General features: G+C 41.5%; 15 protein-coding genes. All 15 read left to right on the forward strand.

Annotated features, from left to right (window positions below):
- Positions 1-154: 154 nt before the first annotated feature.
- The 15 genes from AC0VZ9_RS10175 to AC0VZ9_RS10245 all read left to right on the forward strand — a co-directional run bounded on the left by AC0VZ9_RS10175 (position 155) and on the right by AC0VZ9_RS10245 (position 17,235).
- Positions 155-910 carry a FliA/WhiG family RNA polymerase sigma factor gene (locus AC0VZ9_RS10175; protein WP_009330732.1) on the forward strand — a complete coding sequence of 252 codons (756 nt, stop codon included), beginning with the start codon at positions 155-157 and terminating at the stop codon, positions 908-910.
- 4 nt (positions 911-914) lie between these two features.
- On the forward strand, positions 915-1,100 hold the full coding sequence (locus tag AC0VZ9_RS10180; protein ID WP_475397321.1) for a hypothetical protein: 186 nt from the start codon (positions 915-917) through the stop codon (positions 1,098-1,100).
- A gap of 139 nt (positions 1,101-1,239) precedes the next feature.
- Positions 1,240-1,518, forward strand: coding sequence for a hypothetical protein (locus AC0VZ9_RS10185; protein ID WP_475397322.1), 279 nt, complete (start codon positions 1,240-1,242; stop codon positions 1,516-1,518).
- A 158-nt stretch (positions 1,519-1,676) separates the two neighbouring features.
- A complete protein-coding gene (locus AC0VZ9_RS10190; protein WP_019381776.1) occupies positions 1,677-1,988 on the forward strand; it encodes a hypothetical protein in 312 nt (103 codons plus the stop codon).
- Between the two features lie 9 nt (positions 1,989-1,997).
- On the forward strand, positions 1,998-2,597 hold the full coding sequence (locus tag AC0VZ9_RS10195) for a DUF6115 domain-containing protein (RefSeq protein ID WP_475397323.1): 600 nt from the start codon (positions 1,998-2,000) through the stop codon (positions 2,595-2,597).
- A 147-nt stretch (positions 2,598-2,744) separates the two neighbouring features.
- Positions 2,745-3,446: a 30S ribosomal protein S2 gene (rpsB, locus tag AC0VZ9_RS10200; RefSeq protein ID WP_009330721.1), complete on the forward strand. Its 702-nt coding sequence runs from the start codon at positions 2,745-2,747 to the stop codon at positions 3,444-3,446.
- A 190-nt stretch (positions 3,447-3,636) separates the two neighbouring features.
- Entirely contained in the window at positions 3,637-4,518 is an 882-nt protein-coding gene (gene tsf, locus AC0VZ9_RS10205; protein ID WP_009330719.1) for a translation elongation factor Ts, read from the forward strand.
- A 119-nt stretch (positions 4,519-4,637) separates the two neighbouring features.
- Complete coding sequence (pyrH, locus tag AC0VZ9_RS10210) at positions 4,638-5,363, forward strand: UMP kinase (protein WP_009330717.1); 726 nt, start codon at positions 4,638-4,640, stop codon at positions 5,361-5,363.
- Positions 5,363-5,920: a ribosome recycling factor gene (gene frr, locus AC0VZ9_RS10215; RefSeq protein ID WP_009330715.1), complete on the forward strand. Its 558-nt coding sequence runs from the start codon at positions 5,363-5,365 to the stop codon at positions 5,918-5,920. The genes pyrH and frr overlap by 1 nt, the downstream gene beginning before the upstream one ends.
- Before the next feature lie 350 nt (positions 5,921-6,270).
- Positions 6,271-7,050: an isoprenyl transferase gene (locus AC0VZ9_RS10220; RefSeq protein ID WP_009330713.1), complete on the forward strand. Its 780-nt coding sequence runs from the start codon at positions 6,271-6,273 to the stop codon at positions 7,048-7,050.
- A gap of 17 nt (positions 7,051-7,067) precedes the next feature.
- Entirely contained in the window at positions 7,068-7,862 is a 795-nt protein-coding gene (locus AC0VZ9_RS10225) for a phosphatidate cytidylyltransferase (protein WP_009330712.1), read from the forward strand.
- A 292-nt stretch (positions 7,863-8,154) separates the two neighbouring features.
- Positions 8,155-9,297 (forward strand): 1-deoxy-D-xylulose-5-phosphate reductoisomerase, encoded by a 1,143-nt coding sequence (locus AC0VZ9_RS10230; protein ID WP_009330711.1) that lies wholly within the window; start codon positions 8,155-8,157, stop codon positions 9,295-9,297.
- Between the two features lie 81 nt (positions 9,298-9,378).
- Entirely contained in the window at positions 9,379-10,641 is a 1,263-nt protein-coding gene (gene rseP, locus AC0VZ9_RS10235) for an RIP metalloprotease RseP (protein WP_475397324.1), read from the forward strand.
- A 139-nt stretch (positions 10,642-10,780) separates the two neighbouring features.
- A complete protein-coding gene (locus AC0VZ9_RS10240; RefSeq protein ID WP_475397325.1) occupies positions 10,781-12,484 on the forward strand; it encodes a proline--tRNA ligase in 1,704 nt (567 codons plus the stop codon).
- A 440-nt stretch (positions 12,485-12,924) separates the two neighbouring features.
- Entirely contained in the window at positions 12,925-17,235 is a 4,311-nt protein-coding gene (locus AC0VZ9_RS10245) for a PolC-type DNA polymerase III (RefSeq protein WP_475397326.1), read from the forward strand.
- The last annotated feature ends 157 nt before the right edge of the window (positions 17,236-17,392 follow it).

Here is a 17,392-nt window from a genome sequence, read left to right on the forward strand (position 1 = left end):
TTTTATAAATCTCTCCAATAACCTCTCCGAAGAACACGTCCCCTCTTTATGGGTTAAAAGCGAGCGGTGAAGGCTGAAGTTAATATTTTTATAGGAAACATTTTGATATACTAACAATAGTTAATAGAAATGGAAACGTTTGAGGAGGATGGCCATGACAGACCTGATAACCGAAGAAAGCACATACTGGGCTAAATGGGTCGACTCTCGTGATGCTCAAGCGGGGAATTTTCTTGTGAAAAAATATTTGCCTCTTGTAAGCTATCATGTACAGCGGATATCCGCTACCCTGCCGAAGAATGTTTCAAGAGATGATATTCGTAGCTTGGGGCTAATGGGGTTATATGACGCTCTGGAAAAATTTGATCCTGCAAGAGATTTGAAATTTGATACATATGCTTCTTTTCGCATTCGCGGTGCAATTCTGGATGGATTAAGGAAGGAAGATTGGCTTCCGCGAAGTACGAGGGATAAAGCGAAAAAAATAGATGCTGCCATTGAGAAGCTGGAGCAGCGGCTGATGCGCAATGCAACTGTGCATGAAATTGCTGAAGAAGCAGAGATGCAGGAAGATGAAGTGTATTCTGTTATGAATGAACATTTTTACGCAAACATCCTTTCAATTGATGAACAGCCCGATGCTGACGAAAAGGATGGCAGTTACTCCATTAAGGATGAAAAAGCAATTATTCCAGAAGAAAAGGTATTAAAGAATGAACTTTTGGAAGAAATGGCTGAAAAAATCTTACAATTAAATGAAAAAGAGCAGATGGTGCTAAGTTTATTTTATAAAGAGGAATTAACATTGACAGAAATTGGCGAAGTGATGGGCCTATCTACCTCCCGTATATCTCAAATTCATTCAAAGTCAATTTTTAAGCTGAGGCAGCTGCTGGAAAAAGCAATATAATCTAATGTCTGCAAAGGAAGGAATCAGCATGGAAAACCAATTTCAAATTTTAGTTGATGCTCAACGTTTAGCTGCATTGATTCAGCCGTCAGATATTAAGCTTGATAGAGCCGTCCACCCTGAAGATTTGTACAAACTGCTTGCTGACGAAAAAGTCACATTTAGTATGAGCGAAGAAGTAATCCAGTGAATCTGCAGAAATCCTTTCTCAGTGGAATATCCCATTCTATTATCAAAAGGAATTCTTGCAGAAAACGGCAGTGATGCATATCTGTTAAAATTAAAAGTTGGGCAATCACTTATTTACTAAAACGGAGCTTTTTACAGGGATGGACACCGATTTGGATAAGGCTGATAAAGCTCTCCTGAACGAATCAGCCAAACTGCAGGAAGCAATCAAAAAGCTGGATAATATTGATGGAAGACTGACAGAAATAGCAAGGCTTACAGGAAAGCTGTCGGAAGAACATAGAATCATTATTCTCAAACAAAGGGCCACAAAAGCTCATTTGCAGGTTAAGCAGGTTAAATTGACCAAAATAAAAGAAGAGCTACCGAACTGGAAAAAGATAAAGATGAAAAATGAAAGCTTCGATTGTTATTTATAGGAAGGTATTTCCAAACACTTCTATGCATTTTGGAAAATATTCAAAAGTGATTCGCCAGACAGTTCAAATCTTCAAAGTTCCATTTTTCAAAGGGAGAAATAAGAAGTAATCCTTTAGAAACAGGGAGAAACGATCCTTTATTAAGGAAGTGATCCGGGATGAGTTTAAAATCAATAGAAATGCAGATAGCACTGCCGAGAACGTTTGACGCAGGTAAAATCCAGGAACAGCTTCAGCAGAGGGGACAGACAATAAGCGGGTTTGCTGCCGAGAGTATACGGGAAAATGCTGAGAAGCAGCGGAAGACCGTGATCAAACATGAGCAAAAACAAAATGTCAATCTTGGCAATGATGACAGCGAAAGCCAAAATGATGCCGGGGGACATGAACGGAAAGATAATCAGAAAAAAGACAGCAATGACATACAGAACCATCCATACAAAGGGAAGGTTATTGACTACAGCGGATAGAGGGATATCATGACAGCTTTTCTATTAGCTATTAGCCTGCTGCTGAATATTGTAGCGTTATTAGCCATTATTTTGCTGTTTCTGCGTCAGAACAAATTAATGGAAACAGAGAAAAAACAGGAAAAAATGCTTGTTGAAATGGAAGAAGTCATATCTTCTTACCTAATTCAAATGAAGGAAGAAAACGATGACTTTATTAACAAATTTTCGCAGATAAATGCTAAAAACCAATCATTTGTAAAAGAAAAAAGCATCAGGGTAAATCCGGAAAGAAAAAGTGATGAAAATATAGCTAAAGCTGCTGAGAAATCATTGCGATTAGCCAGAGCATCCGTATATAAGGCATCTAAAGCCTACAAAAAGAACTTGAGGGCTGCGGAGGAAGAATCGAATGAATCAGAAGGTTTAGCATCTTTAAAGGTACCTGAATCTGTAATGCAGTCAGATAACAGTCAGCGGGTTAAAGAAGAGATTCCTTCATCAATGGAAGATCAAGTGTTTATGATGAAAAAACAGGGATTGAATGTGGAAGATATTGCAAAAAAATTAGGAAAAGGGAAGACAGAAATCGAGTTAATGCTTAAATTTCGTCAAAATCAGCAAGAATAGCTTGATTGTGAAAAACACTTATGCTATATTAACAAATGGTGTTAATACACACGCTTATGGATTTAGCCGGATGGTGCTGTTCAAATGCAGTTGCCGGCTGAAAATGATATGGGCGGAGGAACTAAAAACCATTAGGAGGAAACACAAATGTCAGTAATTTCAATGAAGCAATTGCTTGAAGCTGGTGTACACTTCGGACACCAGACGCGCCGCTGGAACCCTAAGATGAAGAAATATATCTTCACTGAGCGTAACGGCATCTACATCATCGACCTTCAAAAGACTGTTAAGAAGGTAGAAGAAGCTTATAACTTCGTTAAGGAGCTTGCTGGTAACGGCGGCACAATCCTTTTCGTAGGAACTAAGAAACAAGCTCAAGATTCTGTTAAAGAAGAAGCAATCCGTTCTGGTATGTTCTATGTGAACCAGCGCTGGTTGGGCGGAACTTTAACAAACTTTGAAACAATCCAAAAGCGTATTGCGCGTTTAAAGGATATCGAAAGAATGTCTGAAGACGGAACTTTCGAAGTTCTTCCTAAAAAAGAAGTTGTTCAATTGAAGAAAGAGCAAGAGCGCTTAGAGAAGTTCTTAGGCGGAATCAAAGATATGAAGAGCCTTCCAGATGCTCTATTCATCATTGACCCACGCAAAGAGCGCATCGCTGTTGCAGAAGCACATAAATTAAACATCCCTATCGTTGGTATCGTTGACACTAACTGTGATCCGGATGAAATTGATGTTGTCATTCCTGCAAACGATGATGCTATCCGCGCTGTTAAATTGTTAACAGGCAAAATGGCAGATGCTATCCTTGAAGCTAAACAAGGTGAAGAAGTTACAACTGCTTAATAGAAAAGCGGAGGCGCCTTGGAGCGCTGGAGCTGTACTGCTCTAAGGTGCTTTTTTCTTGATTTAAAAGAAGGTGATAAGAGGGAGCACCCTTTATCACCTTTTTTTAAAGAAAAGGCAAAGTTTAGTTTTCCATACAGCTATAAATGGTAAAGATATTATTACATAACTCATTAAGGAGGATCTCATAATGGCAATTACTGCTCAAATGGTTAAAGAACTTCGTGAAAAAACAGGCGCAGGCATGATGGACTGCAAAAAAGCACTTCAGGAAACTGAAGGTGATATGGAAAAAGCAATCGACTTCCTTCGTGAAAAAGGAATCGCTAAAGCTGCTAAGAAAGGTGACCGTATTGCTGCAGAAGGTCTTACTTCTGTTAAAGTAGACGGAAACGAAGCTGTTATCCTTGAAGTAAACTCTGAAACAGATTTCGTTGCCAAAAACGAAGGGTTCCAAACTCTTGTTAAAGAAATCGCAGAGCATTTGCTTTCTGTAAAGCCTGCTTCTGTTGAAGAAGCAGCTGGCCAGACAATGGCTAACGGTGCAACATTAGAATCTCACATCAACAGTGCGATTGCTAAAATCGGAGAAAAGCTTTCTCTTCGCCGCTTCGAAATCAAAACAAAAACTGACAGCGATGCTTTCGGTGCGTACCTTCACATGGGCGGACGCATTGGTGTGCTAACAGTTCTTGAAGGAACAACTGACGAGGATGCAGCGAAAGATGTTGCAATGCATATTGCTGCCCTAAACCCAAAATATGTATCTCGTGATGAAGTATCACAGGACGAAGTAGAGCGCGAGCGTCAAGTATTGACTCAGCAAGCTCTTAACGAAGGCAAGCCTGAGAACATCGTTGCTAAGATGGTAGAAGGACGCCTTGGCAAATATTTCGAAGATGTTTGCGTAAATGACCAGGCTTTTGTTAAAAACCCTGATCAAAAAGTAGGGAAATTCGTTGAATCTAAAGGCGGAAAAATCCGTGAGTTCGTTCGCTACGAAGTTGGAGAAGGTATTGAAAAGCGTGAAGACAACTTCGCTGAAGAAGTAATGAACCAAGTTAAGAAGTAATTTTTTAATATTAATTAATTCAGCTATGATTCAGGGAACACTTTGTGTTCCCTGTTTTTCAAGAATGAGATAAAATTAAAAAGCAATGGTGAGTTTTTATACTACATATGGAGGTTCTTATGAGCAGCCCTAAATACAAACGCGTGGTCTTGAAATTAAGTGGAGAAGCTTTAGCAGGGGAGCAAGGATTTGGAATTAATCCTTCAGTGATTAAATCAATTGCTGCACAGGTTAAGGATCTGGCTGCATTAGGTGTTGAGGTTGCCGTTGTTGTCGGCGGAGGAAACATCTGGCGCGGAAAGATTGGAGAAGAAATGGGTATGGACAGGGCAAATGCCGACTATATGGGAATGCTTGCTACTGTCATGAACTCATTGGCGCTGCAGGATAGCCTCGAGAATCTCGGAGTGGAGACGAGAGTTCAAACCTCAATCGAGATGAGGCAGGTCGCTGAGCCGTACATCCGCAGAAGAGCCATCCGCCATCTTGAGAAAAAGCGGGTTGTGATCTTTGCTGCAGGAACCGGAAATCCTTACTTCTCTACTGATACAACAGCAGCATTGCGAGCTGCAGAAATTGAAGCAGAAGTAATTCTAATGGCGAAAAACAATGTGGATGGCGTCTATTCAGCTGACCCTCGCATTGATAAAAATGCTAAAAAATATGATGAGCTTTCCTATCTTGATGTTTTGAAAGAAGGATTGGCTGTTATGGATTCTACAGCTTCATCTTTATGCATGGATAACAACATTCCATTAATTGTGTTCTCAATTATGGAAAAAGGCAATATTAACCGCGCCGTAATGGGTGAAACAATCGGAACAATCGTTAGGGGGAAAAAATAATGCCAAAACAAGTTATTGCAGATGCAAAAGAAAGAATGACTAAAGCAATTTCAGCTTATACAAGGGAGCTTGCGAGCATCCGAGCAGGTAAAGCAAATGCTTCATTGCTTGATCGCATTACTGTTGATTACTATGGTGCACCGACTCCTGTAAATCAGCTAGCCGGGGTATCTGCTCCAGAAGCGCGCCTTTTAGTCATTACTCCTTATGACAAATCCATTCTTGGAGAAATTGAAAAAGCCATCCTTAAATCTGATATCGGCTTAAATCCGTCTAATGACGGCAGTGTTATCAGACTGGCTATTCCTCAGCTTACTGAGGAACGCCGCAAAGACCTCGTGAAGGTTGTCAAAAAAGAATCGGAAGACGCAAAAGTTGCTATCCGCAATGTTCGCCGCGATGCCAATGATGACCTTAAAAAGCTTGAAAAAAATGGAGATATCACAGAAGATGATCTTCGCGGTTTTTCTGATGACATTCAAAAACTTACTGATGATCACATCAGTAAGATTGACGAATTAACAAAAGAAAAAGAAAAAGAAATTCTTGCAGTCTAATGACTCTATACTGAGAACCCTCTATCAATAGGGGGTTCTTTTACTCTTTGGGAGCTACATAATCAGTTTGTGTATTTGCATGCTGACTTCGCTGGAATATGTATAGAAGCCAGTATTCCTATCCTGAATTTAGTTTCTGGTAACATACTCTTTTATAGAGATATATTTTTTTATTTTTGGTATGATATTATCATGCGGAAAGAGGCAATATCATAATTTACCATTAGAATAATCTCTAAAAGATACTATGAATGAATATCAGCTATCAATCATCCGGGATCAAGCCCCTGCTGATTGAAGTTTCACTTATCTTTTATCGGAGGATTAACCTATTTTAAAGGAGCAGACTTATGTTTGATAAAATGAAGTTATGGAAGTCCCAAAACAGTTCTTCCGATCTCCGAGAGAGAGTTGAAAAAATAAAAGAATTGCAAATCCCTGAGCATGTTGCCATCATTATGGATGGAAATGGAAGATGGGCGAAGAAAAGAGCTCTTCCAAGAGTTGCCGGCCATCATGAGGGAATGAAAGTTGTCCGAAAAATTACCAGATTTGCAAGCGATATTGGAGTAAAGACCTTAACTCTATATGCATTCTCTACTGAAAATTGGAAAAGGCCTAAAATGGAAGTGGACTTTCTTATGAAACTGCCTGAGGAATTTCTGGGAACTTTCCTGCCAGAGCTGGTAGAAGAGAATGTGCAAGTAAGAATGATTGGTTATTTTGACCACCTGCCTGCCCATACCCGAAATGCAGTTTCCAAAGCGATGGAAGAGACAAAAAATAACACAGGCCTAGTGTTGAACTTTGCACTTAATTATGGAAGCAGAGCCGAAATACTCGAAGCCGTCAAGCATGTCTTAAATGATTGCAAAAGTGGTATAATGGATGAAAATGAATTGAATGAAGAAAAATTCTCATCCTACCTCATGACGGGCGGACTGCAGGATCCTGATCTGCTGATTCGTACAAGCGGTGAAATCAGATTAAGCAATTTTATGCTTTGGCAGCTTGCGTATACAGAATTCTGGTTTACAGATGTATTGTGGCCGGATTTCAATGAAGAGCAAATGCTCGAAGCAATCGAAGTATTCCAAAGCCGCCAAAGGCGTTTTGGGGGAGTACAATAAAGGTGTTGAAAAATTGAATGAAGCAGCGTATTATCACAGCAATTATATTCGGTGCAGTCCTCCTGCCAGTCATTATCTTTGGAGGCATGCCAATAATCATCCTGGCATACTTGCTGGCATCCATTGCACTATATGAACTATTGAAAATGAGAAATTTAAGTTTATTCTCGATTCCAGGCATTATTTCTTTACTATTATTGTGGGTTTTCCTATTGCCTAAAGAATTTCAGTCAATCCTGGATGATTTGAATTATACAAAAATTGAGGTAGCTCTTTTTGGGGTGCTTCTTTTCCTAACGTATACTGTTGCAACAAAAAATAAATTTACTTTTGATGATGTGGCTTTTTCGATTATGTCTACTTTATATGTTGGCATTGGGTTTTTCTATTTTATTGAGACCCGCTTCGCAGATCAGGGTTTGACATATCTCTTTTTTGCATTATTTCTTATTTGGGCAACAGATTCAGGTGCCTACTTTATAGGAAAAGCAATGGGAAAGAAGAAGCTTTGGCCTGAAATCAGCCCGAATAAGACTGTGGAAGGGTCACTTGGTGGTGTGGTCTGTGCTCTTGCCGTTGCGGTATTATTTATTATCTTCACAGATATTGATGAGTCCATGCTGGGATTATTAGTGATTACAGCAATCTTGTCAGTGTTCGGGCAAATAGGGGATTTAGTGGAATCAGCATTAAAGCGTCATTATAATGTAAAAGACTCAGGAAATATTCTGCCTGGCCATGGCGGAATTCTGGACCGCTTTGACAGCTTATTATTCGTCCTGCCATTGCTGCACTTTTTTCACTTGCTCTAAAGCTGGTGGCCAGGGAGCAGTCCGCATTTGATTAATAGATAACTGTCTAGCTCCAGCGCCTGCCCCCTAATGGTGTCAAACCAATATTCGGAGGTGGGCAAGGCGCTTCCGCTTTTCTTTTAGATCAGAATTTATAGATCCTGAAGTTAAATAACTGTCTAGCTCCAGCGCCTACCCCCTCTAGGTCATAAGCCGATCCTCCCAGAAAGGCATAGAACGCCTTTCAGGAAGGCTCGTCTTATGCTTGTCGGGGGTGGGCAAGGCGCTTCCGCTTTTCTTTTAGGAGGAGACTATGAAACATATCAGTTTAATGGGTGCAACAGGGTCGATTGGGACACAGACCCTTGATATCATTAAGGAACACCCAGAAGAATTTAAGCTAGCAGCCATGTCTGCAGGCAGAAATATAGACCTTGCCCGGAAAATTATCTCTGACTTTCAGCCGGAACTTGTCTCACTATCAGAAAAAAGTTCTGCAGATATTCTTAAAGCTGAGTTTCCCGGCATAACATTTACATATGGACATGAAGGTTTGATAGAAGTAGCTGTTTATCCAAAATCTGAAATACTGGTTAATGCAGTTTTAGGCAGCGTAGGACTTGATTCCACATTGCAGGCGATTGAGGAAAAAAAGACAATCGCCATCGCAAATAAGGAAACCCTTGTGACTGCCGGCCATCTGGTCATGGAAGCAGCAAAGCGAAACGGTGTTATGCTTCTTCCTGTAGACAGTGAACATTCAGCTATTTTTCAATCCCTGCAGGGGGAAAAAGAGAAAAATATTGAAAGGCTCATTTTGACAGCTTCTGGAGGAAGCTTCAGAGACCGCTCACGCAAGGAATTAGAAAATGTGACAGTTGAAGAGGCACTTAATCATCCGAATTGGTCAATGGGAGCAAAAATCACCATCGATTCTGCTACCATGATGAATAAGGGACTTGAAGTAATTGAAGCACATTGGCTTTTCTCCATGGATTACAGTAAAATTGACGTCCTTCTTCATAAAGAAAGTATTATCCATTCCATGGTTGAATTTCATGACAGCAGTGTAATCGCACAGCTTGGCACTCCGGATATGAGAGTACCGATTCAGTATGCTTTAACTTATCCTGACAGGCTCCCGCTCCGAACAGCAAACCGGCTGAATCTAGCTGAAATTGGCAAGCTCCATTTTGCAGAAATGGACTTTGAGCGCTTTCGCTGCCTGAAGTTTGCCTATGAAGCCGGAAAAGCTGGCGGATCAATGCCAGCTGTATTAAATGCTGCAAATGAAGCTGCTGTTGCTGCATTCTTAGATGGAAAGATTACCTTCCTGCAAATAGAAGATTTCATCGAAAGAGCACTGGCCAGCCATAATATTATCTCAAATCCAAGTCTTGATGAGATCCAGGCAACAGATTTGGAAACGAGGAAATATGTTAACTCGCTTCTATAAGCTTGCGTTCAAATGGCTGCAATAAATTTATTAACACTCACCAGCACATTTGAACAACCTCTAAAAAAAGGTGGTTAAAACTTGAGTACAGTAATAGCCTTTATTGTTATTTTCGGGGCACTGGTATTTTTCCATGAACTGGGACATTTAATTTTTGCAAAAAGAGCAGGAATTCTCTGCCGCGAATTCGCTATTGGATTCGGCCCTAAAGTGTTTTCCTTTAAAAAAGATGAAACAGTTTATACGATTCGTCTATTGCCAATAGGCGGGTTTGTGCGCATGGCCGGTGAAGATCCCGAGATGGTGGAAATTAAACCTGGCTACCGCATCGGCCTGATCCTTGATGATAACGAGGAAGTAAGCAAAATTATTTTAAACAATAAGGATAAATATTCAGATGCAAGAATAGTTGAAGTTGAAGATGCTGACATTGAGCATGCCCTTGAAATAAAAGGGTATGTTGAGGGTGAAGAGGAAGAGTCAATCCAAGTTTTTAAAATCAGCCGTTCAGCTGTGCTGGTTGAGGATGGAACAGAGACGCTCATTGCCCCGTATGACCGTCAATTTGCATCAAAGACATTGGGCCAGAGAACAATGGCGATTTTCGCAGGCCCGATGATGAATTTTGTTCTGGCTTTTATTGTTTTTGTACTAATAGCCTTATTGCAGGGTATTCCGACTAATGAACCTGCACTAGGCAAGCTGACCCCTGATGGTGCAGCTTATGAAGCTGGGCTTAAGGAAGGCGATTTGGTTCAAAGTGTCGATGGAGCAGAAATTTCAAGCTGGTCAGATGTAGTAGAAATCATTAGACAAAACCCAAGTGAAGAATTGGAGTTTTTGGTGGAAAGAAACGGCCAGGAACATACAATACCGGTTACTCCGAAGGTTCAGGATGTTGAAGGCGAAAAGATTGGAATCATTGGAGTATATAGTCCAATGGAGAAATCACCTTTAAAGGCCATTACCTATGGAGCTAAGGAAACCTATTTCTGGACTAAAGAGATTTTTGTCATGCTAGGCAAGCTTGTCACTGGACAGTTCTCAATTGATGCATTATCAGGCCCGGTAGGTATCTATGTTTCAACAGATACAGTAGCCAAATCAGGCATCTATTACTTAATGAAATGGGCAGGTATCCTAAGCATAAATCTGGGAATTATGAACCTGCTTCCAATTCCGGCTCTCGATGGCGGAAGATTAATGTTCTTTGCTGTTGAAGCTGTAAGAGGGAAGCCAATTGACCGCCATAAAGAGGGAATGGTCCACTTTATTGGGTTTGCCCTTTTAATGCTATTAATGCTCGTGGTCACTTGGAATGATATTCAGAGATTTTTCCTGTAAAAACTTAGCAGAGCTGCATGCAGAAGAAGGATGAGGGCTCTGGTCTTTAGGAAGCTATTAGCTTTTTCTGAAGACCGGGAGACCCTTCTTTTGTTGAGGAAGCAGATTCATTACATATTTTTAATTGAGGTGCAAATAAATGAAACAGAGCATGACGCTTATTCCTACATTAAAAGAAGTGCCTGCAGATGCGGAAACCAGAAGCCACCAATTATTGCTGAGGGCTGGTTTTATCCGCCAGAACGCAAGCGGAATTTATAGCTATATGCCTTTAGCGAAAAAAGTTCTGCAAAAGGTTGAAGCTATTATCAGAGAAGAAATGGATAATGCAGGGGCTGTCGAGCTTCTGATGCCAGCCCTTCAGCAGGCTGAACTATGGCAGGAATCCGGGCGCTGGTATACATACGGACCTGAACTGATGAGAATGAAGGATCGCCATGAGCGAGAGTTCGCTTTGGGTGCCACTCATGAAGAAGTGATTACCAGCCTGGTTCGTGATGCAGTAAAATCATATAAGAAATTACCATTGGCTCTTTATCAGATTCAGACAAAGTTCCGTGATGAGAAGCGTCCTCGCTTTGGGCTTCTTCGCGGGCGTGAGTTTATCATGAAGGATGCCTATTCCTTTCACTCAAATCAAGAAAGCCTTGATGAAATGTATGATAAGCTTTTTACAGCTTATTCTAATGTGTTCAGACGCTGCGGCCTGAATTTCAGAGCTGTCATTGCTGACTCGGGTGCAATGGGCGGTAAAGACACACATGAGTTTATGGTTCTTTCAGAAGTTGGAGAAGATACTATCGCATACTCAGATACTTCCGAATACGCTGCCAATATTGAAATGGCTCCGGTTCTTGCACAATACTCAAAGAGCAATGAGGAGCCTCAGGAACTGGAAAAGGCAGCAACAGAAAACAAAAAAACAATTGAAGAAGTTTCAACTTTCCTAAACGTGGCTAAAGAGCAGTGCATAAAGACGCTTCTTTTTAAAGCTGATGAAAAATATGTTCTTGTTCTTGTCCGCGGTGACCATGAAGTAAATGACATCAAGCTTAAAAATCTGCTTGAAGCCGCTGCCGTTGAGCTAGCTGATGCCGAAGAGACTAAGCAAATTCTTGGCTGTGCTGTTGGTTCTTTGGGACCTATTGGAGTGAAGGATATTGAGATCATTGCAGATCATGCAGTGGAAGCCATTGTGAATGGTGTATGTGGCGCAAATGAAGAAGGAATTCATTATGTCAATGCTAATCCAGATCGTGATTTCTATGTAACCCGATATGCAGATCTCCGTTTCATTCAAGAGGGCGACCCTTCACCAGATGGACAAGGAACGATTCAATTTGCCAAAGGAATTGAAGTTGGACATATCTTTAAGCTGGGCACCCGCTATAGTGAGGCAATGGAAGCGACTTTTTTAGATGAAAATGGGAGAACACAGCCAATGATTATGGGCTGCTATGGCATCGGAGTTTCCCGTACTATGGCTGCAGTTGCCGAACAGTTCAGCGATGAGAACGGCTTAATCTGGCCGCGCTCCCTGGCTCCATTCGACTTGCATCTCATCCCTATTAACATGAAGGACGAAGCTCAGTCTGCAGTTGCTGAGGAATTATATACAATGCTAAAGCGTGATCGCTATGAAGTATTAATGGATGACCGCCAGGAACGTCCCGGTGTCAAATTTGCAGATTCCGACCTTATCGGTTTGCCAATCCGCATAACTGTGGGCAAAAAAGCTTCTGAAGGCATCGTCGAAGTGAAAGTTAGAAAAACAGGTGAAATGCAGGAAATTCACAAAGATCAGCTTGCAGATAAAATCGCTGAAATGATGTCTGCAATATAAAAATATGGGCAGTGTTCATTTTGATTTAGACGAAAAAACGGGTTCCAAAATGGAATCCGTTTTTTCATTCACTATCTGATTCGATATGTTATAATTAAGTCCGTCTGTCCATTTCTAAATATGGCGGTGCTTATTTATTTTCAGTTTTCTAACATTATAACAATATTTCTAATGCTGAGTTGATTGGAGTGGAGGGTACTTGATCCTCGAAAATGCTTTCGCATTTTCTTCGTGCGGTGCTAAGTCAGGATGATTATTCAAAGTCCTGCGGCAGGAGAGGGAGTGGGAGACCCCACAGGCGGAGCCGAGGAGCCCTGTTCCTCCCCGCGGGAAACAAGTGCCACGTGATGAAATCAACGGGCAGAATATTGAATTAAAACAAGGATTATAACAAAAGTGTAAAACATAGAAACCAAGTTTATTAGATGGGAGAGAGAAAGATGAGCGAACCTTCTAGATTTCAGCTCTTGCTCCAGCAGATGCAGCTAACTGAAGATGCCTTTGTGCAGCACTTTCATGATGCCCAGATCGAAAGGGTCATAGTCGAAAGACAGTCACGGAAATGGCATTTTTATTTTGCTTTTCCAAAGATTGTGCCTTGCAGTGTATATAGCCGCTTCACAGATCAGCTGGAAAAGACATTTTCCCATATTGCAGAAATTTCCTACAGCATATCTGTGAAAAATCAGGATTTTACTGAACAGCTTGTTCTTGAATACTGGCACAACTGCATCAAAGAAATGGATGGCATGGCGCCCCCGCTCATAAAGCTTCTGAATGAACAGGTTCCTTCTGTTCAGGGCAACAAACTTATCATTAAGGTCCGAAATGAATTGGAAGGATTGTCTATCAAGAAAAAGTATGCCGGCACTATTTCAGATGTTTTTCAAGTTTTTGGCTTTCCGGCCTTAACAGTTGATACAGAAGTATCTTCTGAAGGATCCAATGAAGAATATGAAAAATTCATGGAGGCCAAACGCAAAGAAGATCAGGAGCGCGGTCTCCAGGCAGCAATCGAGATGCAGAAGAAAGAAGCAGAAGCTGAATCAGCAGATCCTTCAGCACCTCAGGGGCCGCTTACAATCGGTCTTACCATTAAGGATGATGCAGATTACCGCAAATTGATTGATATAGTTGATGAAGAGCGCAGAGTAGCCGTTGAAGGCTATGTGTTTGCTGCTGAAACGAGAGAACTCCGCAGCGGCCGGACACTCTTAACTTTCAAAATTACTGATTATACCAGCTCCATTCTTGTAAAAATGTTCTCGCGGGACAAAGAGGATGCTGCTTTATTTCAGCATGTTCAAAAAGGTATGTGGCTAAAGGTCCGAGGCAGCATACAAAACGATACATTTGTACGTGACCTGGTAATGATCGGGAACGATATCAATGAAATTAAACCTATTCAAAGACAGGATACATCACCTGCTGAAGAAAAAAGGGTTGAACTTCATCTTCATACACCGATGAGCCAAATGGATGCAGTTTCATCTGTCAGTGCACTTGTTTCACAGGCGAAAAAGTGGGGACACAAAGCTATTGCCATTACTGATCATGCTGTTGCTCAATCATTCCCTGAAGCCTATGGTGCCGGGAAAAAGAATGATATAAAGATCTTATACGGAATTGAAGCGAATCTTGTGGATGATGGTGTGCCGATTGCCTATAATGATGCGCATCGCAAGCTTACTGAAGATACGTATGTTGTATTTGACGTTGAGACAACAGGCTTATCAGCTGTATATGATACGATCATTGAGCTTGCCGCGGTTAAGATTCATGATGGTGAAATCATTGATCGGTTTGAATCCTTTGCAAACCCTCATCACCCTTTGTCGGCAACAACGATCAATCTGACTGGAATCACCGATGATCTGGTGGAGAATGCACCGGAAGTGGAAGAGGTACTGAAGAAGTTCCATGAATGGGCAGGAGATGCTGTTTTAGTAGCTCATAATGCATCCTTCGACATGGGCTTCCTAAATGTAGGCTATAAAAAAATGGGCATAGGCAAAGCGTCTAATCCTGTAATAGATACTCTTGAACTTGCACGCTTTCTATATCCGGACATGAAAAATCATCGTCTGAACACGCTTGCCAAAAAGTTCGACGTTGAACTCACCCAGCATCACCGTGCCATATATGACGCGGAAGCCACAGGTTATCTGCTTCTTAAGATGCTTAAGCATGCAGATGAAAGAGGGATCGAATATCATGATCAATTCAATGATAATATGGGTCAGGGAAATGCCTATCAGCGTGCAAGACCAGCGCACTGCACCCTGCTTGCTCAGACAGAAGAAGGCTTGAAAAATATCTTTAAACTCGTATCCATCTCGCATCTTGAATATTTTTACAGAGTGCCCCGCATTCCGAGGTCAGTCCTGCAAAAACATCGTGCAGGAATTCTGGTTGGATCGGGATGTGACAAAGGCGAAGTTTTTGAAGGCATGATGCAGAAATCTCCAGATGAAGTGGAAGATACAGCGCAATTCTACGATTATCTTGAAGTGCACCCGAAAGCTGTCTATGCACACCTTTTGGAGCTTGAACTTGTAAGAGATGAAAAAGCGCTGGAAGAGATTATCGGCAATATTGTAAAGCTGGGAGAAAAGCTTGATCTGCCGGTTGTCGCGACAGGCAATGTACACTACTTGAATCCAAATGATAAAATCTATCGGAAAATCCTTGTTAATTCACAGGGAGGAGCAAATCCTTTGAATCGCCATCAGCTCCCGGATGTTCACTTCAGGACTACTAATGAAATGCTTGATGCTTTTTCATTCCTTGGCAAAGACAAAGCGAAGGAAATTGTGGTAGAGAATACGAACAGAATAGCGGATATGATTGAAGAAATTAAGCCGATTAAAGATGATTTGTATACACCAAAAATTGAAGGCGCAGATGAAGAAATGCGCAGCATGAGTTACGGAATGGCTAGGAAAATCTATGGTGATCCGCTACCTGAGATCGTTGAAGCCCGCCTTGAAAAAGAACTTAAGAGTATTATCGGGCATGGGTTCGCGGTTATCTATCTGATCTCACATAAGCTTGTAAAAAGATCACTGGATGATGGCTATCTTGTTGGTTCCCGTGGATCAGTCGGCTCCTCTTTTGTTGCGACGATGACCGAAATAACTGAAGTAAATCCGCTGCCTCCCCATTACGTTTGCCCGGAATGCAAGACATCCGAGTTTTTCAATGACGGGTCAGTTGGCTCCGGTTTTGACCTGCCTGATAAAGACTGCCCGAACTGTGGAGCAAAATATAAAAAAGATGGACATGATATCCCGTTCGAAACGTTCCTTGGTTTCAAGGGAGATAAGGTTCCCGATATTGACTTGAACTTTTCGGGGGAATACCAGCCGAGGGCACATAACTATACAAAGGTGCTATTCGGGGAGGAATATGTATACCGTGCAGGAACAATCGGTACTGTGGCAGACAAAACAGCTTATGGTTATGTCAAAGCATACCAGCAGGATAATAATCTTCAAATCAGGGGTGCCGAAATTGACAGGCTTGCTTCCGGCTGCACAGGAGTAAAGCGGACAACTGGACAGCACCCTGGCGGTATTATTGTTGTGCCAGATTACATGGATATTTATGATTTTTCGCCTATTCAGTTCCCTGCTGACGACCGGACATCTGAATGGAAAACGACTCATTTTGACTTCCATTCAATTCACGATAATCTATTAAAACTCGATATACTAGGGCACGACGACCCAACCGTCATAAGGATGCTTCAGGATCTTAGCGGTATTGATCCAAAAACGATTCCGACAGATGATCCTGAAGTAATGAAAATTTTTAGCGGGCCGGAATCACTTGGTGTGACAGAAGAGCAAATCATGTGTAAAACTGGAACACTAGGCATACCGGAATTTGGTACACGATTTGTCCGCCAGATGCTTGAAGATACAAAGCCGACCACTTTCTCAGAACTTGTCCAGATTTCGGGTCTTTCTCATGGTACAGATGTTTGGCTCGGGAATGCCCAGGAATTGATCCATAATAATATTTGTAACTTAAGTGAAGTAATCGGGTGCCGCGATGATATTATGGTTTATTTAATCTATCAGGGGCTTGAGCCTGCTTTTGCTTTTAAAATTATGGAATCGGTTCGTAAGGGTAAAGGCCTGAGCGATGAAATGGAAGCTGAAATGAGAAAGAATGAAGTGCCGGAATGGTATATTGATTCCTGTAAAAAGATTAAATACATGTTCCCTAAAGCCCATGCGGCAGCCTACGTATTAATGGCAGTCCGGATTGCATATTTTAAAGTGCACCATCCGCTTCTTTACTATGCAGCATACTTCACTGTTCGTGCAGAGGACTTTGACGTTGATGCCATGGTTAAAGGATCCCAGGCGATACGTTCCCGCATCGAAGAAATCAATGCAAAGGGACTTGATGCTTCTACGAAAGAAAAAAATCTATTAACTGTAATGGAGCTGGCTTTGGAAATGAACGAAAGGGGCTTTAACTTCCAAAAGGTGGACTTATACCGCTCTAGCGCAAATGAGTTTATCATTGATGGAAATTCTTTGATACCGCCGTTTAATTCCATTCCAGGATTGGGTACAAACGCAGCATTCAATATTGTTAAAGCAAGGGAAGAAGGAGAATTCCTATCCAAAGAAGATTTGCAGCAGCGCGGAAAAGTGTCCAAGACGATTATCGAGTATCTGGATAATCACGGCTGCCTTGAATCTCTTCCTGAACAAAATCAGCTTTCACTATTCTAAAAAAGAGGGCAGGCAAATGGTCCGCCCCCTTCTGCTGACAGCTATTCCATTTGCATAAAAAAATTGGTTATGGTATAGTTTTATTGGAAATACTAAGAATAACTCTCGCAAAAGGAAGAGTGGGGCAACCCACTCTTTCGTGTTGTGTACGGTTTTT

This window comes from Cytobacillus sp. QJM3NY_8 (assembly GCF_056173585.1).